At 43.2% G+C, this 18929-nt stretch carries 20 protein-coding genes; 11 read left to right on the top strand and 9 right to left on the bottom strand.

Features of this window, described 5'->3' with window-relative positions; all coding sequences use genetic code 11:
* The 6 genes from VJY63_RS10065 to VJY63_RS10090 all read right to left on the bottom strand — a co-directional run.
* On the bottom strand, positions 1–202 hold a 202-nt coding region (locus VJY63_RS10065; protein ID WP_324050490.1), incomplete at its 3' end, for a hypothetical protein.
* Between the two features lie 12 nt (positions 203–214).
* Complete coding sequence (locus tag VJY63_RS10070) at positions 215–622, bottom strand: biopolymer transporter ExbD (RefSeq protein WP_324050492.1); 408 nt, start codon at positions 620–622, stop codon at positions 215–217.
* A 39-nt stretch (positions 623–661) separates the two neighbouring features.
* Complete coding sequence (locus VJY63_RS10075; RefSeq protein WP_324050493.1) at positions 662–1108, bottom strand: MotA/TolQ/ExbB proton channel family protein; 447 nt, start codon at positions 1106–1108, stop codon at positions 662–664.
* Positions 1105–2484, bottom strand: coding sequence for a MotA/TolQ/ExbB proton channel family protein (locus tag VJY63_RS10080; RefSeq protein ID WP_324050495.1), 1380 nt, complete (start codon positions 2482–2484; stop codon positions 1105–1107). The genes VJY63_RS10075 and VJY63_RS10080 overlap by 4 nt, the downstream gene beginning before the upstream one ends.
* On the bottom strand, positions 2484–3305 hold the full coding sequence (locus VJY63_RS10085) for a DUF3450 domain-containing protein (protein ID WP_324050497.1): 822 nt from the start codon (positions 3303–3305) through the stop codon (positions 2484–2486). Before VJY63_RS10085 ends, VJY63_RS10080 begins: the two co-directional genes overlap by 1 nt.
* Before the next feature lie 63 nt (positions 3306–3368).
* A complete protein-coding gene (locus VJY63_RS10090) occupies positions 3369–4367 on the bottom strand; it encodes an iron ABC transporter substrate-binding protein (RefSeq protein ID WP_324050499.1) in 999 nt (332 codons plus the stop codon).
* 249 nt (positions 4368–4616) lie between these two features.
* Between VJY63_RS10090 and VJY63_RS10095 the strand changes: the two genes are divergently transcribed.
* A complete protein-coding gene (locus VJY63_RS10095; RefSeq protein ID WP_324050500.1) occupies positions 4617–4820 on the top strand; it encodes a hypothetical protein in 204 nt (67 codons plus the stop codon).
* Positions 4821–4848: 28 nt separating this feature from the next.
* Here VJY63_RS10095 and dcm read toward each other — a convergent pair whose 3' ends face one another.
* The gene (gene dcm, locus VJY63_RS10100) at positions 4849–6228 is read right to left on the bottom strand and encodes a DNA (cytosine-5-)-methyltransferase (protein WP_324050502.1); all 1380 of its coding nucleotides are present in this window, start codon (positions 6226–6228) and stop codon (positions 4849–4851) included.
* A gap of 184 nt (positions 6229–6412) precedes the next feature.
* On the opposite strand from dcm, the gene VJY63_RS10105 reads away from it, so the two are divergent.
* A complete protein-coding gene (locus VJY63_RS10105) occupies positions 6413–7732 on the top strand; it encodes an MvaI/BcnI family restriction endonuclease (RefSeq protein ID WP_324050504.1) in 1320 nt (439 codons plus the stop codon).
* A 290-nt stretch (positions 7733–8022) separates the two neighbouring features.
* Here VJY63_RS10105 and VJY63_RS10110 read toward each other — a convergent pair whose 3' ends face one another.
* Together VJY63_RS10110 and VJY63_RS10115 are read right to left on the bottom strand one after the other, a co-directional pair.
* Positions 8023–9894 (bottom strand): methyl-accepting chemotaxis protein, encoded by a 1872-nt coding sequence (locus tag VJY63_RS10110; RefSeq protein WP_324050506.1) that lies wholly within the window; start codon positions 9892–9894, stop codon positions 8023–8025.
* 198 nt (positions 9895–10092) lie between these two features.
* Positions 10093–10872 (bottom strand): inositol monophosphatase family protein, encoded by a 780-nt coding sequence (locus VJY63_RS10115; RefSeq protein ID WP_324050508.1) that lies wholly within the window; start codon positions 10870–10872, stop codon positions 10093–10095.
* Positions 10873–10990: 118 nt separating this feature from the next.
* On the opposite strand from VJY63_RS10115, the gene VJY63_RS10120 reads away from it, so the two are divergent.
* From VJY63_RS10120 to VJY63_RS10160, 9 genes are all read left to right on the top strand, one after another.
* Complete coding sequence (locus VJY63_RS10120; RefSeq protein ID WP_324050510.1) at positions 10991–11776, top strand: RNA methyltransferase; 786 nt, start codon at positions 10991–10993, stop codon at positions 11774–11776.
* Positions 11776–12603: a serine O-acetyltransferase gene (gene cysE / locus VJY63_RS10125; RefSeq protein ID WP_324050512.1), complete on the top strand. Its 828-nt coding sequence runs from the start codon at positions 11776–11778 to the stop codon at positions 12601–12603. Before VJY63_RS10120 ends, cysE begins: the two co-directional genes overlap by 1 nt.
* Before the next feature lie 129 nt (positions 12604–12732).
* A complete protein-coding gene (locus tag VJY63_RS10130) occupies positions 12733–14325 on the top strand; it encodes an ABC-F family ATPase (protein WP_324050514.1) in 1593 nt (530 codons plus the stop codon).
* Positions 14326–14379: 54 nt separating this feature from the next.
* Positions 14380–14859 carry a Fe-S cluster assembly transcriptional regulator IscR gene (gene iscR, locus VJY63_RS10135; RefSeq protein WP_324050516.1) on the top strand — a complete coding sequence of 160 codons (480 nt, stop codon included), beginning with the start codon at positions 14380–14382 and terminating at the stop codon, positions 14857–14859.
* A gap of 5 nt (positions 14860–14864) precedes the next feature.
* Complete coding sequence (locus VJY63_RS10140; protein WP_324050518.1) at positions 14865–16010, top strand: aminotransferase class V-fold PLP-dependent enzyme; 1146 nt, start codon at positions 14865–14867, stop codon at positions 16008–16010.
* Between the two features lie 54 nt (positions 16011–16064).
* Positions 16065–16388, top strand: a complete 324-nt coding sequence (locus VJY63_RS10145; RefSeq protein WP_324050520.1) for an iron-sulfur cluster assembly accessory protein — start codon at positions 16065–16067, stop codon at positions 16386–16388.
* Between the two features lie 61 nt (positions 16389–16449).
* Complete coding sequence (gene ndk, locus VJY63_RS10150) at positions 16450–16878, top strand: nucleoside-diphosphate kinase (RefSeq protein WP_324050522.1); 429 nt, start codon at positions 16450–16452, stop codon at positions 16876–16878.
* Positions 16879–16998: 120 nt separating this feature from the next.
* Positions 16999–18147 carry a 23S rRNA (adenine(2503)-C(2))-methyltransferase RlmN gene (rlmN, locus tag VJY63_RS10155; protein ID WP_324050524.1) on the top strand — a complete coding sequence of 383 codons (1149 nt, stop codon included), beginning with the start codon at positions 16999–17001 and terminating at the stop codon, positions 18145–18147.
* Between the two features lie 5 nt (positions 18148–18152).
* The gene (locus tag VJY63_RS10160) at positions 18153–18881 is read left to right on the top strand and encodes a tetratricopeptide repeat protein (RefSeq protein WP_324050526.1); all 729 of its coding nucleotides are present in this window, start codon (positions 18153–18155) and stop codon (positions 18879–18881) included.
* Positions 18882–18929 lie beyond the last annotated feature (48 nt).

Raw genomic sequence — 18929 nt, forward strand, 5'->3', positions numbered from 1 at the left:
GGGGTGGCGGTGGGGGTGGTTTAAGTGTTTCTACTTCTGTATTACCAGCGACTTGTACCCAGTTTAAAGCGAGGCGTGGTGTTTTTTCACTTAAACTGCCGCTAGGGCCTTGAATAATCCAACCTAAACCAGCAAACAAGCCTAGCGATAAAGCCAGTGCTAGTGGAAATAAGATAAGGGGCATTAGGCGTGGCGATAACATAAGAGACTCACTTTATGGTTGCTGTGCTGCCAAAGCTATTTTATCCACACCCGCTTGGCGTAGCTTGTCCATGACTTCTACCAAACGGCCCGAACGAGAGGCTTTATCGGCTTGAATAACCACGCTCGATTGTGGCCTTTCTGCTTGTAGACGAGCTACCACAGGGCCAAGAGCGCTTAAAGCCAGTGGTTGTCTGTCGACCCACACATCCCCTTCGCTAGTAATGGCAACTAGAATACTGGCTTGGGATTGCACTTCAGCAGTAGAGGCTTGGGGTGGATCGACTTCGATACCACTTTCACGCACAAAACTGGTGGTAACAATAAAAAAGATGAGCAAAATAAATACCACATCCAACATGGGTGTTAGGTTAACTTCGGTATCGTCCTGCTCTTGATTTAATAAGCTGCTTCTACGCACAACTAGACTCCAAAAAGCATTTAATAACACGCTTGAATTTTAATGACCCTGAAGGGTTTTGCGTGCCCTACGTTGCCAAAAGCTAAGAAAAAACATCCCCAACAAAACCACTGCCATGCTTGCAAAGGTTGGCAAAATGGCACGGGCTATTCCTGAAGATAAGCGGCGTGGGTCGGCAGCTCCACCTAAACTTAAACCATCAAAAACCAACATCATGCCGGTAACTGTGCCGGTTAAACCTAAGAGGGGTGTTATCACCACCAAGGCTTTAAGTAGCGGTAAACCTTTTTCTAACTGGTTTAAAGCCAATAAGTGTTCGGCACGTCTTTGTAGCTGGGGTCTTTGGCTGCTGGCGGTTGGCAACCAGTTTAGGCTAGGCCAGGTTAGCCAGCGTTGCAGAAATAAATAAATTTGCAGCAACGCCACAATAAACAGCAGCCACATAATTAGGCCGCCCTGCTGCATTAGGGTTAATAACCCTGTCATGCCTTAGCTTCCTTGCTGGCTGCTGGCGCTTGGTTAAGTAGCTTAGCTAACCAAGCAGAGCTTTCGGCTTCTAAAATTCTTGCCAATTTGCGTGAACGACCTTGCAGCAATAAGTGAGCTAAAAGCAAAGGTACAGCGGTTAACAAACCTAATACGGTAGTCACTAGGGCTTGCGAAATACCCGAAGCCATCATGGCTGGGTCGCCCGTTCCAAATAAAGTAATGGCTTGGAAGGTAGCTATCATGCCGGTTACTGTGCCAAGCAAACCTAACAGTGGAGCCATGGCTGCAAGTAGTTTTACCAGTGCTAAACCTTTTTCTAGTGCTGCGGATTCTCTTATTAATAACTCATCTAGATTAGCTTCTAAGGCTTCTGGTGCGGTATTTTCTTGTTGCTGGCTAGCACTATTCATACCCGACAAAATTCGACCTAAAGCATTCTGGTTTTTTAAGTCTTGTGGTTTAGCCAACTGTTTAACAACACGCTGCTGTTCTAGCCATAAACGAATGGATTGAACAAGGGCGACTAATAAACCAGCCAAGCCAAGAATAATAATTAAATAACCCACAAAGCCACCCTGTTTAACACGTTCCAGTAAAGAAGGCTGACGGCTATGCAGTTCTAGCGTTAACCCACGGGCTGGGTCTAGGGTCACAAGCTCACTTTGGTCAGCAATAAATGCTTGGTTGGTTTTAATTAGGCTGGTGGGTTGCCTTAACCATAAAGAAGGCAGCGCTTGATCGTCTAAACGCAGCACACCTTGGGCATTCATTAGCTGCAAATCACCCAAACGAGTTAGCTGTGAATCTTCAACTTGCCCAGTAAGGTTTACCCAAGGTGCTGTGTAGTTAGTTACCTGCCCTGTGGCTAACCAGCTTTGCTGTAACGCCTGCCAAAGCTGATAAAAATCTTCAATTAAAGGAAGGCGGTCTTCACTGGGGTTGGGTTTAGCAAAAGCTAATAATTCTGGGTATTGCTGGCTGTAACGGGCATTGCTTAACAAGCCAAATAGGTTCGATTTTTCTTCACGGTAAACAGCAAACACTTCACCTAAGGCGGTGGAACGAATTTGTAAACGCTGCTGGGTTTCTTGCAGCTGCGCTTCTAATTGCTCTTGTTCATTTTCTAACTGAGTACGGCGTTGTTCTGCCAGTTTTAAAGCTTGTTTGGTTTCTGCAAGGGCTTTTGCCTGGGCTTGAGTTTCTTGGCTATTGAGCTGTAAACGCGCTTCTTCGGCTAGTTTACGTTCAACACTTTTATGCTGAGTTTGCTTGAGTAACTCTTGCCAATAATCTTCAGGTAAGTTTTGGGAGTAACTGCTATTAGCCAATAAAAAAGCTAACAGAAGAGTTGTTAATAAAGATAAGTTTTTCATTAGTTAACCTCCAAGCGAGTAGAGGTTGCCGTGCGTAAAGGTACAGAAAGTGGTAAGGATAAAAATTCTGGCAAGCCTCTTTCTTCAGCTAGGGCTAGGCCACGGATAACTTGTTGGCGTTCACTAGAATTCAAGGCTAGCCAAGTGTTTTTCTGTGCTGACCAGTAGCCTGCTTTTTGTTCGTCTTCCGATAAATAATAAAGCCCAATACGACCCACGCGCAGCAAGGTTAAGCGTTGTTTTTCCTTGGCATCACCTAGCTGTAAAAACTCTTGGCTGACTTCTAAAGAACGGCCTTGTTCAACTTCATTACGATAAGCGGTTAACAGTTGACGTAATTTTTCAGCATGACTGACATCGACTCTGGCGAGCAGGTTGTTTAAAGACTTCACTTTAAATAAACGTTGATCTTGCTTAAAAGGTAGGTCGTGTTGAATAAACTCACCCAAGCGTTCAGCCATTTGTTGTAGCAAAGGTTCCAAGGCTTCACGGGTGGTATCTAGGCTGGCTAGCTGTTCTTCTAGGCTAGTAATTTGATCTTGCAGGCGTTGATTCCATTGTGACTGACGCTCGTTATAAGCTTCTAATAACAGCAGTTCACGTCTTACTTGTCGCCACTCTTGAAAATCAGCTTGGCGCTGGGCATCCAACTGTTCAATTTTTTGTTGGATCTCCACCGCCATCTGTTGAGTAGACGCTTCAACTTGTCGGGCAGGGGTGTCTTGTTTAGAAGCACTCGTAGCTTGTGCCTGTGCCTGAAGTAGCCCAGAAAATAGCAGTGCAGCAAACACACCACCTAGGCTGGCAAGTTTATTATTCATCTTGGGTAATCCGATTAGAATACGAGCTAGCAGTAAGCTAGCCCGCAGTAGAAAAGTCTAAACTTAGATAAGGCCGGCACGTCTTAGTAGCGCTAACGTACCTTCTAAGTCGTTTAACTTGTCTAGGTCAATACTTGGGCTAGCTTTTAGCGCTTTTTCATAGCTAGTGCCATCGCTGCTGTGAGAAACCTCAGGAATAACTGGGTATTCATTCACTTCTAAAGCAAAGTATTCTTGTGCATGTTTAGAGGTTAAGAAGCGTAATAACTCAACCGCATTCTTTTGGTTCTTGCTTGATTTAAGCACACCCGCACCGGCAACGTTCATTAGGTTTCCGATATCGCCTTCTTTAAAGAAATCTTGCTTAACCGGAAACTTAGCATCCACTTTCGTAAAGCGGGGTAGGTAGTAGTTATTCACTAGGCCGTAATCAATTTCACCATCGGCAATACCTTCTAACTGCGTACCGTTGTTGCGGTAGGTTTTAGCACCATTAGCTTTCATAGCATTGAGCCATTCAAGGGTGCGTTCTTCACCGTGTTCAACACGCATTGCAGTAATAAAAGATTGGAAAGAACCGTTAGTTGGCGCCCAACCTACACGGCCTTTAAAGCGTGAGTCGGTAATATCAAAGATACTTTTAGGGTGTTCTGCACTGGGTGCACGCTCTGAAGAATAAACAAACAAACGTGCACGACCACTGGTAGCAATCCAGTTACCCGTTACGCTTTTATAAATGCCCGGTAGCTTGTCATAAATATTGCTAGGCAGTTTAGCTAGTAAACCTGCTTGGCTAACCGCACCCATAGCACCCGCATCTTGCCCCCAGAATACATCCGCAGGGCTGCGCTTACCTTCTTCTTGTAGAAGAACCGCTAACTGGGCAGTAGCACCATAGCGAACATTCACTTCAATGCCAGTTTCTTTTTCAAACTCTTTAAGAATGGGTTCAACCATGGATTCACCACGGCCAGAATAAAGCGTTAGGGAGGCGGCAGATACAACAGGAGCTACTAGCAGGCTGGTTACTAAAGCAAGGGGAGCAAAGAGGTTTTTACGCATAAGATAATCCTTATTAATGTCTTCTTGGAGATAAGTATTTTACCCATTTGCAGCACAGTCTAAATGATAACTATACGCAATTGCAATGTGAGATTCTTGTTTAAAATCAAAAAAACAACGGATTAGCAAAACAATCCAATGAGGCGACACCAATTGACGCAGGGTGCGGGTAAAGTAGCTGTGTAACAAAACTAAGACTAAACGCTTTTTAGTCGCTTAATTTGTAGCTAGCAACAAGGAAAACTAACCATGATAAAACCCCAGCCTTATGAACTTAAATGCACCCAATGCAGCTGGAGCAAAACCTTCGCCCCAGCTAGTGATGTTTTATTACCAGGGCAGGGTTTTGTTAGCAACTGCCCTAAATGTGGCAATAGTGAATTAGAACATAAAACTGCAGGGCCGGTTAAAGGATTGTTGGCAGAAATTAGAGCGCAGTTTAAAAAAGGCTAACAATAAATATTAAAACTAAGATCTTTTTTTAAGCTACTTTTTTGCTCTCTTCTAAAGCCCTAACTTTCATAATGTAGGGCTTCATTTGTTTAGCTATTGCAGCAAATAAGGGTGCAACAACAGAGTTGCCAAACTGCTTGTATGCCTGGGTATCAGAAACAGGTATTTTGAACTCGTTACCCGTTGGGGTGTTAAAACCCATGAGTCGTGCGCATTCGAGTGGCGTTAAACGGCGTGGGCGATTGAGTAAGTTCTCTGGGTCGGTAATGGGTTTATTAAAATCCCAGCCACGATCGATTAGAATTTCTGAACCATCTTTGTAATAACGGGCTGATAGGGTTCTGGCTCTATCATTAGGGCCGACCAAACCAAAACCGAAACCATTGCCTTTTTCTCTATGTTTAATAGCGTAGTTGAAAAGGTATTCCCAAAGCTTGGGTGTCAGGATGTATTTATCATCAACTTCAGCTTCTAAGATATCGCCAAGCGTTGGTGTGCTATCAGGGAGTGGTAAATCTTTAAGGGTAAAACCTTGGTGTATGTTTAAGTCTTTACGGAAGCCGACTAAGATAATGCGCTCTCTATTTTGTGGTACCCAGTTAGAGCCGTTAATAACTTTGGGATCTTTAGTGTCAGTGTATTCGGAATCAGAAACCCAGTAGCCTAACTCATCAAGCGTTTTCATGATGGTTTTAAAAGTTTTACCTCTGTCATGGCTCTTTAAATTTTTAACATTTTCAAGCACAAAAGCAGCAGGATGTTTTGCAGCAATAATTCGTGCCACATCAAAAAAAAGCGTTCCTTGGGTATCGCACTCGAAACCATGCTTAACACCTAATGAGTTTTTCTTAGATACACCTGCAAGTGAAAATGGCTGGCATGGAAAGCCTGCTAGTAGTAAATCATGGTCTGCAATATTTTGATTAATATGATCGTAAGCTTCTTGCTCAGTTATTGATGTATCTGTACTCAAGGTTACATCGCGTATATCTTCATTGAAGGTATGAAAAGAATTATCACAGGCAAAGTTGGCTTTATAAGTACGTGTTGCAAATTTATTCCATTCGCTAGTAAACACACATAAACCACCTTGTTCTTCAAACCCTTTGCGGATACCACCGATTCCTGCGAATAGATCAATAAACTTAAAATCGTAGTTTTCAGGTGTTACTAAAGGCTTAGGCAGTAATACCGTTAGATGATCATATTCAATTTTGCTTAGCTTGGGTGAAGCTTTTCCTTTAACCCAGCGGTTAATTGTCTCACGCGTCCAGTTATTGTTAGGTAGCTTGTTAAGGTAGTCAGCTAAGAATTTTTGGTCGTAAATCTCTAAGAGCTTTGAAAGAACTTTAAAATCAGTTGTGTCATCAAGCGTATTTTGTAAGCAATCTAACTCAAGCTGGTTCATTGTTCTTTTCCTCTGGGTATTTTGAGTGATGCATAATCACACAATCGTTCTTTTTTAGCAATGAGGCTGGGGTTATATACAGCTTAGTGTAGGGGCTTGCTTATGCAAAGCAAGTTGAAAAGTGTTCATAGTTAGGAGCGATTGGTATGCTGCTAATAATAAAACAATGGTACAAGGAGGTTAGATGAGCGAATTTCAATCACTTGTCGATAAAATGAAGGTTTTAGGTGTAAAGCGGGTCTTTATTAAGCCTTTAGCAAATAACGATAATTCTAAACAGCAAATTTATTTGGGTTCTGACTTTGAAGTTATTCGTGCCCTTCCTTCAGGTGATGTTTATTCAGCAGGCATTACTAAGAAAGGTGCAATTTTTAAAGCTTCTGTTGATTTTCGATGGATTAATCTCGAAGGCCAAACGGACCTAGCGCCCAATACCCAGATTATTCTCTACCCTAAATACCCAGAAACAAGGCTCTCAGGTTTTCTTAGTGGTTGTAGTAAAGAGAAAGCGATTGCCCCTAGACATCTTATGCAACCACCTACAGCAGAAGAACGAGCTGCACGTCAGGATGCGAAGCGCTACTTAGTTCTTGGTGTGAATGATGAAACTGTTTGGGCGCACTGTAGCGGTTGGGATGGTGCTTTACATGATGAAATTAAGGCAATTATTGAAGGTGATGATGTTCGTTTAGTGGCCTCAGTTTTTTATGAATACACCTTAAGTAAAGTTTCCAGCGAAGAAAAGCTCTTACAAAAATTAAAAGAAATTTATCTTCAGGGTTTTATAGAATCGTGCCGCCTTAACTCTGAGGGAGAGCTAATAGCTTATAAAGCACAGAATGGTGCAGGCTATACGTTAGAGGCACAGTTTGGGATTACACCCAATGGATCTTCAGATCCTGATTTTATGGATTGGGAGTTAAAAAGTCATTCTAGTGGTGCGGTTACGCTTATGACACCAGAGCCTAATATAGGTACTTACCTTGATGATCTTGAAACATTTCTAAGAGCCTATGGCACACGCATAGAACCAGAACGTATGGATTTTGCTAGCCGTCATAACGTAAATGAACTGAATAAGAAAACTTCGTTAACTATGCGTTTTGAAGGTTATGACCCACAGAGTGGTGAAATACTTGAGCCTGATGGTGGCTTAATGTTGCGAGATGCTAAGGGTGTGTTAGTTGCTGGATGGAAGTTCGAAAAATTAATTTTTCATTGGAAAAAGAAGCACACAAATACCTGTTTTGTTTCTTACACTGCAATAAGAGAAACGCCACCAAAATATCAGTATGGACCAAAGGTTGTGTTGGGTAAGGGCACAAATCTTCAATTGTTTTTGAAAGCATTATATTTAAGCACTATTTATTACGACCCGGGCGTAAATAGGAAGTTAGTAGCAGGTAAGTGGAAGTCTAAAAAGCGTAATCAGTTCCGTATTAGCTGGCGCAATATTGAAAGCCTGTATGCGGATTTAAAAACTGTAAGTTTAGATGCTCTATAAAAAAGGAACAACTCCTGAAGCTTTATAGCAACCAAATCCAAGTTGAAATAAGCAGCTTATAAGCCAACCTAAGCAGGCGGCATGGAATAATGCTTGTTAGGGTTAGTGTTGAATAGTTATTAAATTCAATAAGGTTTTGTGTAAAAAAAGGCTTGTTTTTATAAATAATGTAAAGTTAAAAAGTGTGCCGCTTAACTCGTGCGGGCTTAGGCAACAGTGCTAAAGCCTAAAATCCTTCACTAAACTATTAAACTAGTGAAGGCTTTTTGGTGAATATTTAGATTTTAGATTTAAACTGTAAACTTAACGGCAGAAGCTTGTAGGTCTACAGCAAGGTTAGCCAACGCACTACTTGATTGAGCTGTTTGAGTTGCGCCTTTAGCTGAGTGTTCGGCAATTTCGCTAATGACAGTGACATTTTGATTAATTTCTTCTGATACAGCGCTTTGCTCTTCGGCTGCACTGGCAATTTGTACGTTCATATCATTAATTTGTACTACATCTTTAACGATTGCAGCGAAAGCTTTACCCGCAGAACGTGTTTGATCGGCGCTGATTTGTGCTTGTTGCTGACTTTTACTCATCAGCTCAACGGCTTCTTTTGAACGCATTTGTAGCGATTCTATGCTTTCTTGAACTTCTTGAGTCGAGTTTTGAGTGAGTCCTGCCAGAGTTCTTACTTCATCTGCAACAACAGCAAAACCACGCCCATGCTCGCCTGCTCGTGCAGCTTCAATGGCCGCATTTAATGCCAGCAGGTTAGTTTGTTCTGCAATACCACGAATAACATCAAGTACAGAGCCAATGCGTTCACTATCTTCTTCTAAACGCTGGATGCCTTCTGCCGCATGTTGAATGCTTTCTAGTAGTGTATTGATGGATTCTGCGGAATTTTGAATCACTTGTTGGCCGCTATGGCAAGTGTCATTGGCAGTGTTGGCTGCTTCAGCAGCTGCGGCTGCGTGTCTGGCTACTTCTTGAACTGTTGCCACCATCTCATTCATCGCAACAGCAAGTTGACCGGTCTGCATTTCTTGCTCATGTACACCTTTATTGGTTTGTAGCGTAATTGCACTCAGTTCTTCAGTAGAGGAAGCAATTTGTGTGGCTGCTCCGCTAACTTGTTTAAGAATTTGTTGGAATTGGTTCAGCATAGAATTAAAAGCGTGTCCAACAGCACCCACTTCATCTTGCTTTGTAATCATCATACGCAAAGTAAGATCTTGCTTATTAGCAGCTTGAGTCATGGTGTTAACAAGCGCTTCAACGGGTTTTAGTATCTGCTGTGCTAACCAGAATAAAAGCAATAAAACTAAGGCGGTTAAAAAGAGGCCAATAGCGTTACTAATAAATGTAAAGGTATCAATGCTGCCTACTTCTTCTTTAACTGTTTTATCAAGCAAACCAGTAAGTTCAGCAAGTAAAGTTTCTGATTGATGGACAGAAGAACGCATTGCACCTAAAAGCCCTTGTGTACTATTAAGACCTTTCTGGTTACTTGCTTCCACTAGGGCATTAAAGGATTGGCCGTATTCTTTAATGAGTGTTTTTATAGTTTGTTTTTTTGTTAAAGAGTGATTGCTGTTGTTTAGAAACTGCAAGAAGCTATCTGCTTCTTGATTAAAGGCATCAAGGTGTTTTAAATCAAGGCGTAGCATAAAATCTTTTTCACTACGCCTAAGTTGTAGCATATCAGCCCGTAAAACTGGGTCATTTAATGTAGCAATTTCAAATTCTGCTTGATTAACGGCATCACGCAGTGCGCCGTATAATCCACTGGTTGGGTTTAGGCCAATGGTTTGTTGCAAAACCACTAGTTCCATAAAACTATCATGGTAGTTGCTAATGGCTTGGCCGGTTTGGTTAACTAACATATTATCTAGGCCAGCATCTAGGACTGCTTTACTTAAAATTCCTATACGTTGCTGCAAGTGAGTATAGTTTTGTTCAAAATTATTTTGGTCTTGCAATTCATTACGGGCTAGAAAGTCTTTTTCATTGCGGCGTAGCATAAGCATATCTGTCTCTAAGAGACTGGCATTTAGGCTAACATTATTGAATTGTTGGATTTTTTTAAGGGTGTATTGATTAATAGCTAAGATGCTAACCATTGATAGCAACACTAATAGCCCGACGATAATAAATTTTTTCTTTAAAGACATTGACGGTTTCCTTTTTATCATTAACCTTTTGGGTTCCTAGGTAGAAAGCAATAATACCACATTTTTGCCTTGGGTGTTGCACTCAGAGTTAGAGGCTAAGGTGTATTTTATTACAGTTATAAGTCATTTTAATTAAAAAACCCACCAATCCTAGAATGGGTGGGTTTTCATAGTTAAGCTAAGCTTTTTTCAAAAATTTTAAATAAGGTGTGGCTTTAACTGACCAACAAGCTGACGGAATGCTTTTGGATTAGTAACCAGTAAGCGACCTTCTCTGTCTAAAGCGAGTGCGCCGGTTAAATCACCGTATAAACCACCGGCTTCTTTTAGAATTAACAAGGCGGGTGCAAGTTCAGTTTCATTTGCACCTAAGAAGATACCTGCATCTAGCTGACCCGCAGCAATGGCGCAAATATCTAAGGTAACACAACCACTGGCAACAATATTTTGCACGCCCAGATTAGGCATTAAACTGGTGTAAACACCCATCAGCTGTTCACGCATATTCATTGGCGGTAATGGGAAGGCAAGCGTTGCTTTTTCTGCTTTCCAGCCAGAAGTAACCCGAATACGACGGCCGTTAACCGTTGCGCCACGGCCGCGACTAGCAATGAATTCTTGCTCGGTCGCTGGATTGAAAATAATGACGTGTTCTAGCTTGTCTTTAAGGTAGATGGCAACCGAAATGCCATAAGCAGGGTAGGCGCGGCTAAGATTGTCATAACCCAGCAGCGGATTCACTGCCCAAGTCATATCGCCACTGCCTTTAAGCTGAATATTACGACCGTTAAATGAAGCATCAGGGTGTGCCCTAACCAGCTGGCGTTCTAACGCTTGTTCTACACGCCGTCCACAGGTGTCAAGTAATTCAGCAACGGCATTATCTACACGAGCAATGTCTAAGCGCTCGGCAACATACTCATAGTGTTCGCTGACGCTACGCACTGCGCGTAGGGCCAATTGAATTGTCGGGTGCATACTTCACCGGTCATAATTGTTAAGGAACGTTTGGGGGGAGTATGATAAGCACTTTTCGCGTAATAACAAGCGGCGCGATACTTATTTTCCAAGCGATATTTATTTTTAGAGAAAAATTATGCTTAAAGCCATTAAAATTGTATTAGTTGGTACGTCTCATCCGGGCAACATTGGTGGCGTTGCGCGTGCCATGAAAAACATGGGGCTGGCCGAACTTTGTTTAGTCGCACCTCGTGCACAGTTCCCTCACCATGAAGCAGTATTGCGCAGTGTGGGTGCTACCGATATTTTAGATAATGCTAAAATTTACGACTGTTTAGAAGATGCCGTAGCTGATTGCACCTTGGTGGCTGGCAGTAGCGCCCGTTCACGCCACTTACCTTGGCCGTTACTTAATCCGCGCCAGCTAGCCGAGCGTTTAGAACAAGAGTTAACCCATTCAGAGCACCGCATCGCCTTAGTATTTGGACGTGAAGACCGTGGTTTAAGCAACGAAGAGCTGCACCTTTGCCACCTTCACGTACACATTCCCTGCAATCCAGATTTTAGTTCTTTAAACCTTGCTGCTGCAGTGCAGGTGCTAACCTATGAATTACGTATGGCGGTGCTGGCCGCTGAAGAAAAGCAAACACCCAGCAAAACCCTGCCTTTTGGTACCGAGTGGGATACGCCTTTTGCAAATGGCGAAACACTAGAGCATTTTTTTAATCATTTAGAACGAACCTTAATTGATATTAACTTCCATAATCCTGATAACCCCAGGTTGTTGATGAGCCGTTTACGTCGCCTGTATATGCGCGCCAGACCCGATACAATAGAAATGAATATGCTGCGTGGTATTTTGACCTTAACGCAACAGGCAGCTAATAAAAATGCTGCAACCAAACCCCCAGAGAGTAACTAATGTTTAAACAAGTTCGCGAAGACATTGGAAGCGTGTTCAAGCGTGACCCAGCCGCCCGCAATTGGTTTGAAGTGCTAACCACCTACCCAGGCCTACACGCACTGCTTATTCATCGCTGTAACCACTGGTTATGGAATAAAGGCGCTAAATGGCTAGCTCGCTGGCTTTCAACCTTAGCACGCTGGTTTACAGGCATAGAAATTCACCCTGGCGCAAAAATTGGCCGCCGCTTTTTTATTGATCACGGCATGGGCGTAGTGATAGGCGAAACCGCAGAAATTGGTAATGACGTTACGCTTTATCATGGCGTTACCCTAGGCGGTACTAGCTGGAACAAAGGCAAGCGGCACCCAACGCTTGAAGATGGCGTAATTGTGGGTGCTGGTGCTAAAATTCTTGGCCCCTTTACGGTGGGTAAAGGCGCTAAAATTGGCTCTAATGCGGTAGTAAATAAAGCCGTTCCAGCCGGTGCAACGGTGGTGGGTATTCCGGGGCGCATTGTTTTGCGCAGCCAGCCAGACGAACCAGAAGAAGATATTCCAGTAGATCCAGCGTTACGCGCTGCTGCACAAAAGCGCTATGGTTTTGATGCCTACGGTATTAGTGAAGGTATGCCTGATCCGGTGGCTAAGTCGATTCGTGGTATGTTGGATCATATGCATTTGGTGGATGAACGCATGGTGAAAATGTGCCAAGCATTAAAGCGTTTAGATAACGACTTTCATGCCGAGCAACTACCTAAAATTGAATCCAGTAACTTCCCTGATGAGAGTGATGTTTGTGATCCATGTAGCTTGGATGAAATTGGTCGTAAAAAAGACCGTTGATAAGCCAAGTCATGCACTTTTAATTGATAAAACACCCTTGTCAGTTTTGGTAACAGGCAGCGCTGTGGCATAATGCGCCGCCTGAATTCCTTTCTATTTTTTCTTTTATCTAATGTTGAGTAAATTCCCTTGTTAACCACTGCAAATATCACCATGCAGTTTGGCGCTAAGCCACTGTTTGAAAACGTTTCTGTTAAATTTGGTAACGGAAATCGTTACGGTCTTATTGGCGCTAATGGCTCTGGTAAAACCACTTTTATGAAAATCTTGGGTGGCGATTTAGAGCCTTCCGCCGGTAACGTTTCTAAAGATCCTAATGAACGGCTAGGTAAACTGCGCCAAGACCAATTTGCTTATGAAGCTTTTAGCGTGATTGACACGGTTATTATGGGGCATGAAGAGCTTTGGTTGGTTAAGCAAGAGCGCGATGCTATCTATTCCAACCCAGAAATGACCGAAGCCGATGGCATTCGTGCCGGTGAGCTAGAAGGTGATTTTGCTGAAATGGATGGTTATACCGCTGAATCGCGTGCTGGTGAATTGCTTATCGGTGTGGGTATTCCTGTTGAACAGCATTTTGGTTTGATGAGCGAAATTGCACCGGGTTTTAAATTGCGTGTTCTTTTGGCGCAAGCCTTGTTCTCAGACCCAGAAATTCTGCTGTTAGATGAACCAACCAACAACTTGGATATTAATACCATTCGTTGGTTAGAGGGCGTATTGAATCAGCGTAATTGTACGATGATTATTATTTCGCACGACCGTCACTTTTTAAACAGTGTGTGTACACACATGGCGGATATGGATTTTGGTGAGCTGCGTTTGTATCACGGTAACTATGATGAATACATGACCGCTTCCACTATGGCACGTGACCAAATGCAGGCAGATAACGCTAAGAAAAAAGCACAAATTGCCGATTTAAAAGCCTTTGTTAGCCGCTTTTCTGCTAACGCTTCTAAATCTAAGCAGGCCACTTCGCGTGCCAAGCAAATTGATAAAATCCAGCTGGATGAAATTAAGCCTTCTAGCCGCCAAAATCCTTTTATTCGTTTTGAGCAAGAAAAGAAGCTGCACCGCATTGCTTTAGAAGTGGAAGGCTTGGCTAAATCCTTTGACCAAGAGCTGTTCCGCAACTTTAACCTACAAGTGAATGTGGGCGAAAGGGTGGCCATTATCGGCCCTAACGGTATTGGTAAAACTACACTGCTTAAATGTTTGATGGGCGAGTTAGAACCCACAAAAGGCAAGGTGAAGTGGTCTGAAAATGCTGAGATAGGCTATTACGCTCAGGATCACGCCCACGAATTTGCCGAGCCTGTAACACTTTATGACTGGATGGCTTCTTGTGGTCGTGAAGGTGATGACGAGCAGGTGATTCGCGGCACGCTAGGTCGTTTGCTCTTTTCTCAAAAAGAAATCGACAAAAAAGTAGGCGTTATATCGGGTGGTGAACAAGGCCGTATGTTGTTTGGTAAGCTAATGCTGCAACGCCCCAACATTATGGTCATGGACGAGCCAACTAACCACTTGGATATGGAATCCATTGAATCGTTAAACCTAGCGCTAGAAAACTACCCAGGTACATTGCTGTTTGTTAGCCATGACCGTGAGTTTGTGTCGTCACTAGCAACGCGCATTATTGAGTTAACTGCGACTGGCATTGTGGACTTCCACGGTACTTACGAAGATTACCTGCGTAGTCAGTCATTACTTGACTAAAATACGTGGTCTTTGCATAATTCAATCACCTAATTTTGTCAGGGAGATTTTTTCATGCGTTTGACCACTAAAGGCCGCTATGCGGTCACCGCTATGCTAGACCTGGCGCTTAATGCACAAGAAGGGCCAGTGTCTTTGGCGGATATATCCGGCCGCCAAGAAATATCCCTTTCCTACCTAGAACAGCTATTTGCTCGCTTGCGTCGTAGTGAGTTGGTAAGTAGCGTCCGTGGTCCTGGTGGTGGTTATCAGTTAGCGCGAGATCCTGCAAGCATTTGTGTTGCTGCGGTTATTGATGCGGTGAATGAGTCGGTGGATGCCACACGCTGCGGCGGTAAAGGTGATTGCTTGCAAGGCAGTCAATGTTTAACACACCACCTTTGGTGTGATTTGTCTGACCAAATACATCAGTTTTTAAGTAGCATTACATTGGCTGAGCTGGTGACAAAAGAAAATAAAAAACGCGCAGAAAAAGCGATTGGACAGTCCGCTGCTTTAACCGTTGGCAATAAAATTCAACTAGCGGCTGTGTAACCTTAATGAATAACTTAATTTATTTAGATTACGCCGCTACTACGCCGGTAGCACCTGAAGTTGCAAAGCTTATGGCTGAGTACCTTACCTTGGGTGGTTGTTTTGCTAATCCCGCTTCACGCTCACATATGGCGGGTTGGCAAGCCGAGCAAGCTGTTGAAAAAGCCCGTCAGCAGGTGGCGTATTTAATAGGCTCTGATGTACGCGAAATAGTTTGGACTTCAGGCGCAACAGAAGCCAATAACCTTGCCATTATTGGTGCAGCGCGTGCCAATCCCGATAAAGGCAGGCACATTATTACTTCAGCCATAGAGCATAAAGCAGTATTGGATACCTGCCATTGGTTAGAAAAAGACGGCTATACCATTACACGTTTACAGCCTAATGCCCAAGGGCAAATAACGGTTGAACAGGTTGCTGCTGCTTTAACACCCGACACTTTTATGGTGTCGTTAATGCTGGTTAATAACGAGCTTGGCACGGTGAATCCGGTGACTGAAATTGGCGAGTTATTAAAAAACCATTCAGCGCTATTTCATGTGGATGCAGCGCAAGCGGCTGGTAAATTGCCCATTGATGTTAACCAGCTAAAAGTGGATTTGTTGTCGCTGAGTGGTCACAAATTTTACGGCCCTAAAGGTGTGGGTGCCTTGTATGTGCGCCGTCAACCAGCGGTGCATTTAGAAGCGATTATTCATGGTGGCGGGCATGAGCGTGGAATGCGTTCGGGTACTTTGCCAACGCATCAGCTAGTCGGTATCGGTTTAGCAGCAGCGATGGCCGCAGCGCAAATAGCCGATGATAAGCAGCACGTTAGCCAATGCTGCGCTGCTTTTTTACAGCAGCTTAATCCTAATTTATACGTGCAAACAGCAGCGAATCTAACTAACTGGCCAGGCATTGTTAACTTGGCTTTTCCTAACGTAGAAGCAGAAACGTTAATGATGGCTTTGCCAGATTTAGCCGTTTCAACGGGGTCGGCCTGCAACGCTGCCAGTATTGACCCTTCTTATGTGCTTGTCGCTTTAGGTTTAAACCGTGCAACAGCACTCAGTTCTATTCGTTTTAGTTTTGGGCGTTATCTTACGTTAGCGCAAGCCAATTTTGCCGGTCAGCAAGTTAACCAAGCCCTAGAGCGTTTAAAAAACTAAAACTAGAGCGTCTAGAAAGTTAGTCGTATTTAACCAGATAATTGGGAGATGAATATGTCAATATCCATTACAGCCACCGCCGCCGAACACATTGCCCGTTGTTTAAAAGACCGTGGCGAAGGTGAAGGTTTAAGAGTCAATGTAAAGCCGAGTGGTTGTTCAGGCTATGCTTATGCCCTAGATTTTGCCGACACGGTTGAAGCCAATGATGCCGTTTTTGAAGCACACGGCGCAAAAGTTATTGTCAGCAAAGAAAACCTTACCTTGCTGGACGGTATGCAAGTTGATTACGTTACAGAAGGTCTAAACAGTTTTTTTCGTTTTAATAACCCGCGTGTTAAAGACGAGTGTGGTTGTGGCGAGAGCTTCAGCGTATAATCTGCCAAGTTAAATTTTTTGTTTTTTAACGTCTACTTTTTAAATCTAACGGGAGAATACCATGGCTGTTGAACGTACATTATCTATTATCAAGCCTGATGCTGTTGCTAAAAACGTAGTTGGCGAAATTATGGCACGTTTTGAAAAAGCGGGTTTGCAAGTGGTTGCAGCAAAAATGGTTCAGCTAGACGATGCTAAAGCTGGTGGTTTTTATGCTGAACACAAAGAACGTCCTTTCTACAAAGACCTTGTTGAGTTCATGACTTCAGGCCCTGTGGTTGTACAAGTTTTAGAAGGCGAAAACGCTATTCTAACTAACCGTGATTTAATGGGCGCAACTAACCCTAAAGAAGCGGCAGCTGGTACTATTCGTGCAGACTTTGCTAGCTCTATTGATGCTAACGCGGTTCACGGTTCAGACTCTGCTGAATCTGCAGCACGCGAAATTGCTTACTTCTTTGAAACTAACGAAATTTGCCCACGCGGTTAATTACTCGTTTTTTATAGTCGTAATTAAGTAAAGGGTAGGCATAAAAGATGCCTGCCCTTTCGCGCTTTAAGTGATTCAGTAAGTGATTTAATTTAAACAGCCATAAATAGGTCAGCCATAATGACAGCTTGCAATGCCGCTTCTGCCGTAACTGAAAAAGTAAACCTGCTGGGTAAAACTCTGCCAGAGCTAGAAGCTTTTTTTGTTGACGACCTTGGTGAAAAAAAATTTCGTGCTGCCCAAATCATGAAATGGATACACCATCACGGTGCAGATAGCTTTGAGCAGATGACCGATTTAAGTAAAGCGTTGCGTGAAAAGCTGTTGGCTTGTGCTGAAGTCCGTCCCCCTAAAGTGGTATTAGAAGACATTTCAACCGACGGTACGCGCAAATGGGTTTTAGAAGTTGGTGCAGGTAGCCATGTTGAAGCAGTGTTAATTCCTGTGGGCGAAAACCGTCGCACTTTATGTGTTTCTTCGCAAGTGGGTTGTTCGCTGGATTGCTCGTTTTGTTCAACGGGTAAGCAAGGTTTTCAACGTAACCTAACGCCAGCAGAAATTATTGGTCAAGTTTGGGTGGCACAAAAATCGTTTGGTTCACGTAAAGACAGCAAAAACCGTCCTGTTACCAATGTCGTTATGATGGGTATGGGCGAGCCATTAATGAACTTTCGTCCAGCCGTTGATGCCATGAAAATTATGCTAGATGATAACGGTTATGGTTTATCTAAGCGCCGTGTTACCTTATCAACGTCGGGTTTAGTGCCACAAATAGATCAGTTAGGTGATGAAATTGACGTGTCGCTTGCTATCTCGCTTCATGCACCGACCGATGCGTTGCGTAACGAATTAGTGCCGATTAACCGTAAGTATCCTATTCAAGAATTATTAGCTGCTTGCAAACGCTATTTAAAAAAATGCGGTGATTCGCGCGACATTACTGTGGAATACACTTTAATGGCTGGTGTCAATGACCAGCTAGTGCACGCGCAGCAGTTAGCGACATTGCTTAAACAGTTGCCTTGTAAAATTAATTTGATTCCCTTTAATCCTTTTCCGGGTTCAGATTATCAGCGCCCTTCACGTAATCAGCTAATGCGTTTTCAAGCGTGTTTACATGAGCAGGGTTATACTGCGCCGATTCGTATCACACGCGGTGATGATATTGATGCGGCTTGTGGTCAATTGGTTGGTCGTGTTCAAGATAAGACGCGCCGGAGTGCGCGTTATGCAGAACAAGCACTGATTCAAGTGCAGCAGGTGCTTTAAACCTTATGCAGCGCTTGGCAAGGTTTTTAGTGTGTGGTTTTTTTATAGTTGCAGCGGGCTGCGCTGCAAAAGCCCCTTGGGAACAAGTAGACTATGATCGCCAAGCCAAAGCTTATACTAACTTAGGTTTTGGTTATTTAGAGCAAGGTCAAACAGGGCGTGCGTTGCGTGATTTTCGTAAAGCTTTAAATGTACGCGCTTTTTACGTTGAAGCTTTGCACGGTACTGCTTTAGCGTTGCAGCAGCAGGGCGAGTTAGCCTTGGCTGAGTCGTATTTTGAGCAAGCGCTGCAAGCTAAATCTAGTCAAGTAAGTCATCAAAAGGATAGTCAAACAGCGATTAGAAATAATTATGCTGCTTTTTTATTTAGCCAAAGCCGTTATGATGAAGCGCGTAAGCAATTAGAGCGGGTGAGTAAAGATGTTTATTATACGGATCGAGTATTAGTTTTTACCAATCTTGGTTATGTGTCGATTAAGTTGGAGCAATCTGCTCAAGCGATTGCTTATTTTCAGCAAGCTTTGGCATTAAACCCCAGTTTTATTTTGCCACATCAAGCATTATTAGCATTACGTAGCAAGCAACAAGAATGGCAGCAAGCCGAGCGCCACTGGTTTGTTTTACGCGATGCACAAACAAATGATGACGCGACACTTAAACAGGCATTGATTGTGGTACAAAATACCGGCAACCAAAAAGAAGTAAACTATATCAATGGTTTGCTTAATCAATAGCCAACTTAGTGGCGCTAATTAAAATTCAGGAAGATTCTGTAAACGAGG

It is taken from the genome of Marinospirillum sp., assembly GCF_035271045.1.
Lineage (GTDB): Bacteria > Pseudomonadota > Gammaproteobacteria > Pseudomonadales > Halomonadaceae > Marinospirillum.

Excerpts from the sequence above, each read along its gene's own strand:
- VJY63_RS10075 (WP_324050493.1), bottom strand. The coding sequence starts at position 1,108 with ATGACAGGGTTATTAACCCTAATGCAGCAGGGCGGCCTAATTATGTGG.
- VJY63_RS10080 (WP_324050495.1), bottom strand. The coding sequence starts at position 2,484 with ATGAAAAACTTATCTTTATTAACAACTCTTCTGTTAGCTTTTTTATTG.
- VJY63_RS10085 (WP_324050497.1), bottom strand. The coding sequence starts at position 3,305 with ATGAATAATAAACTTGCCAGCCTAGGTGGTGTGTTTGCTGCACTGCTA.
- VJY63_RS10090 (WP_324050499.1), bottom strand. The coding sequence starts at position 4,367 with ATGCGTAAAAACCTCTTTGCTCCCCTTGCTTTAGTAACCAGCCTGCTA.
- VJY63_RS10095 (WP_324050500.1), top strand. The coding sequence starts at position 4,617 with ATGATAAAACCCCAGCCTTATGAACTTAAATGCACCCAATGCAGCTGG.
- dcm (WP_324050502.1), bottom strand. The coding sequence starts at position 6,228 with ATGAACCAGCTTGAGTTAGATTGCTTACAAAATACGCTTGATGACACA.
- VJY63_RS10105 (WP_324050504.1), top strand. The coding sequence starts at position 6,413 with ATGAGCGAATTTCAATCACTTGTCGATAAAATGAAGGTTTTAGGTGTA.
- VJY63_RS10110 (WP_324050506.1), bottom strand. The coding sequence starts at position 9,894 with ATGTCTTTAAAGAAAAAATTTATTATCGTCGGGCTATTAGTGTTGCTA.
- VJY63_RS10115 (WP_324050508.1), bottom strand. The coding sequence starts at position 10,872 with ATGCACCCGACAATTCAATTGGCCCTACGCGCAGTGCGTAGCGTCAGC.
- VJY63_RS10120 (WP_324050510.1), top strand. The coding sequence starts at position 10,991 with ATGCTTAAAGCCATTAAAATTGTATTAGTTGGTACGTCTCATCCGGGC.
- cysE (WP_324050512.1), top strand. The coding sequence starts at position 11,776 with ATGTTTAAACAAGTTCGCGAAGACATTGGAAGCGTGTTCAAGCGTGAC.
- iscR (WP_324050516.1), top strand. The coding sequence starts at position 14,380 with ATGCGTTTGACCACTAAAGGCCGCTATGCGGTCACCGCTATGCTAGAC.
- VJY63_RS10140 (WP_324050518.1), top strand. The coding sequence starts at position 14,865 with ATGAATAACTTAATTTATTTAGATTACGCCGCTACTACGCCGGTAGCA.
- VJY63_RS10145 (WP_324050520.1), top strand. The coding sequence starts at position 16,065 with ATGTCAATATCCATTACAGCCACCGCCGCCGAACACATTGCCCGTTGT.
- ndk (WP_324050522.1), top strand. The coding sequence starts at position 16,450 with ATGGCTGTTGAACGTACATTATCTATTATCAAGCCTGATGCTGTTGCT.
- rlmN (WP_324050524.1), top strand. The coding sequence starts at position 16,999 with ATGACAGCTTGCAATGCCGCTTCTGCCGTAACTGAAAAAGTAAACCTG.
- VJY63_RS10160 (WP_324050526.1), top strand. The coding sequence starts at position 18,153 with ATGCAGCGCTTGGCAAGGTTTTTAGTGTGTGGTTTTTTTATAGTTGCA.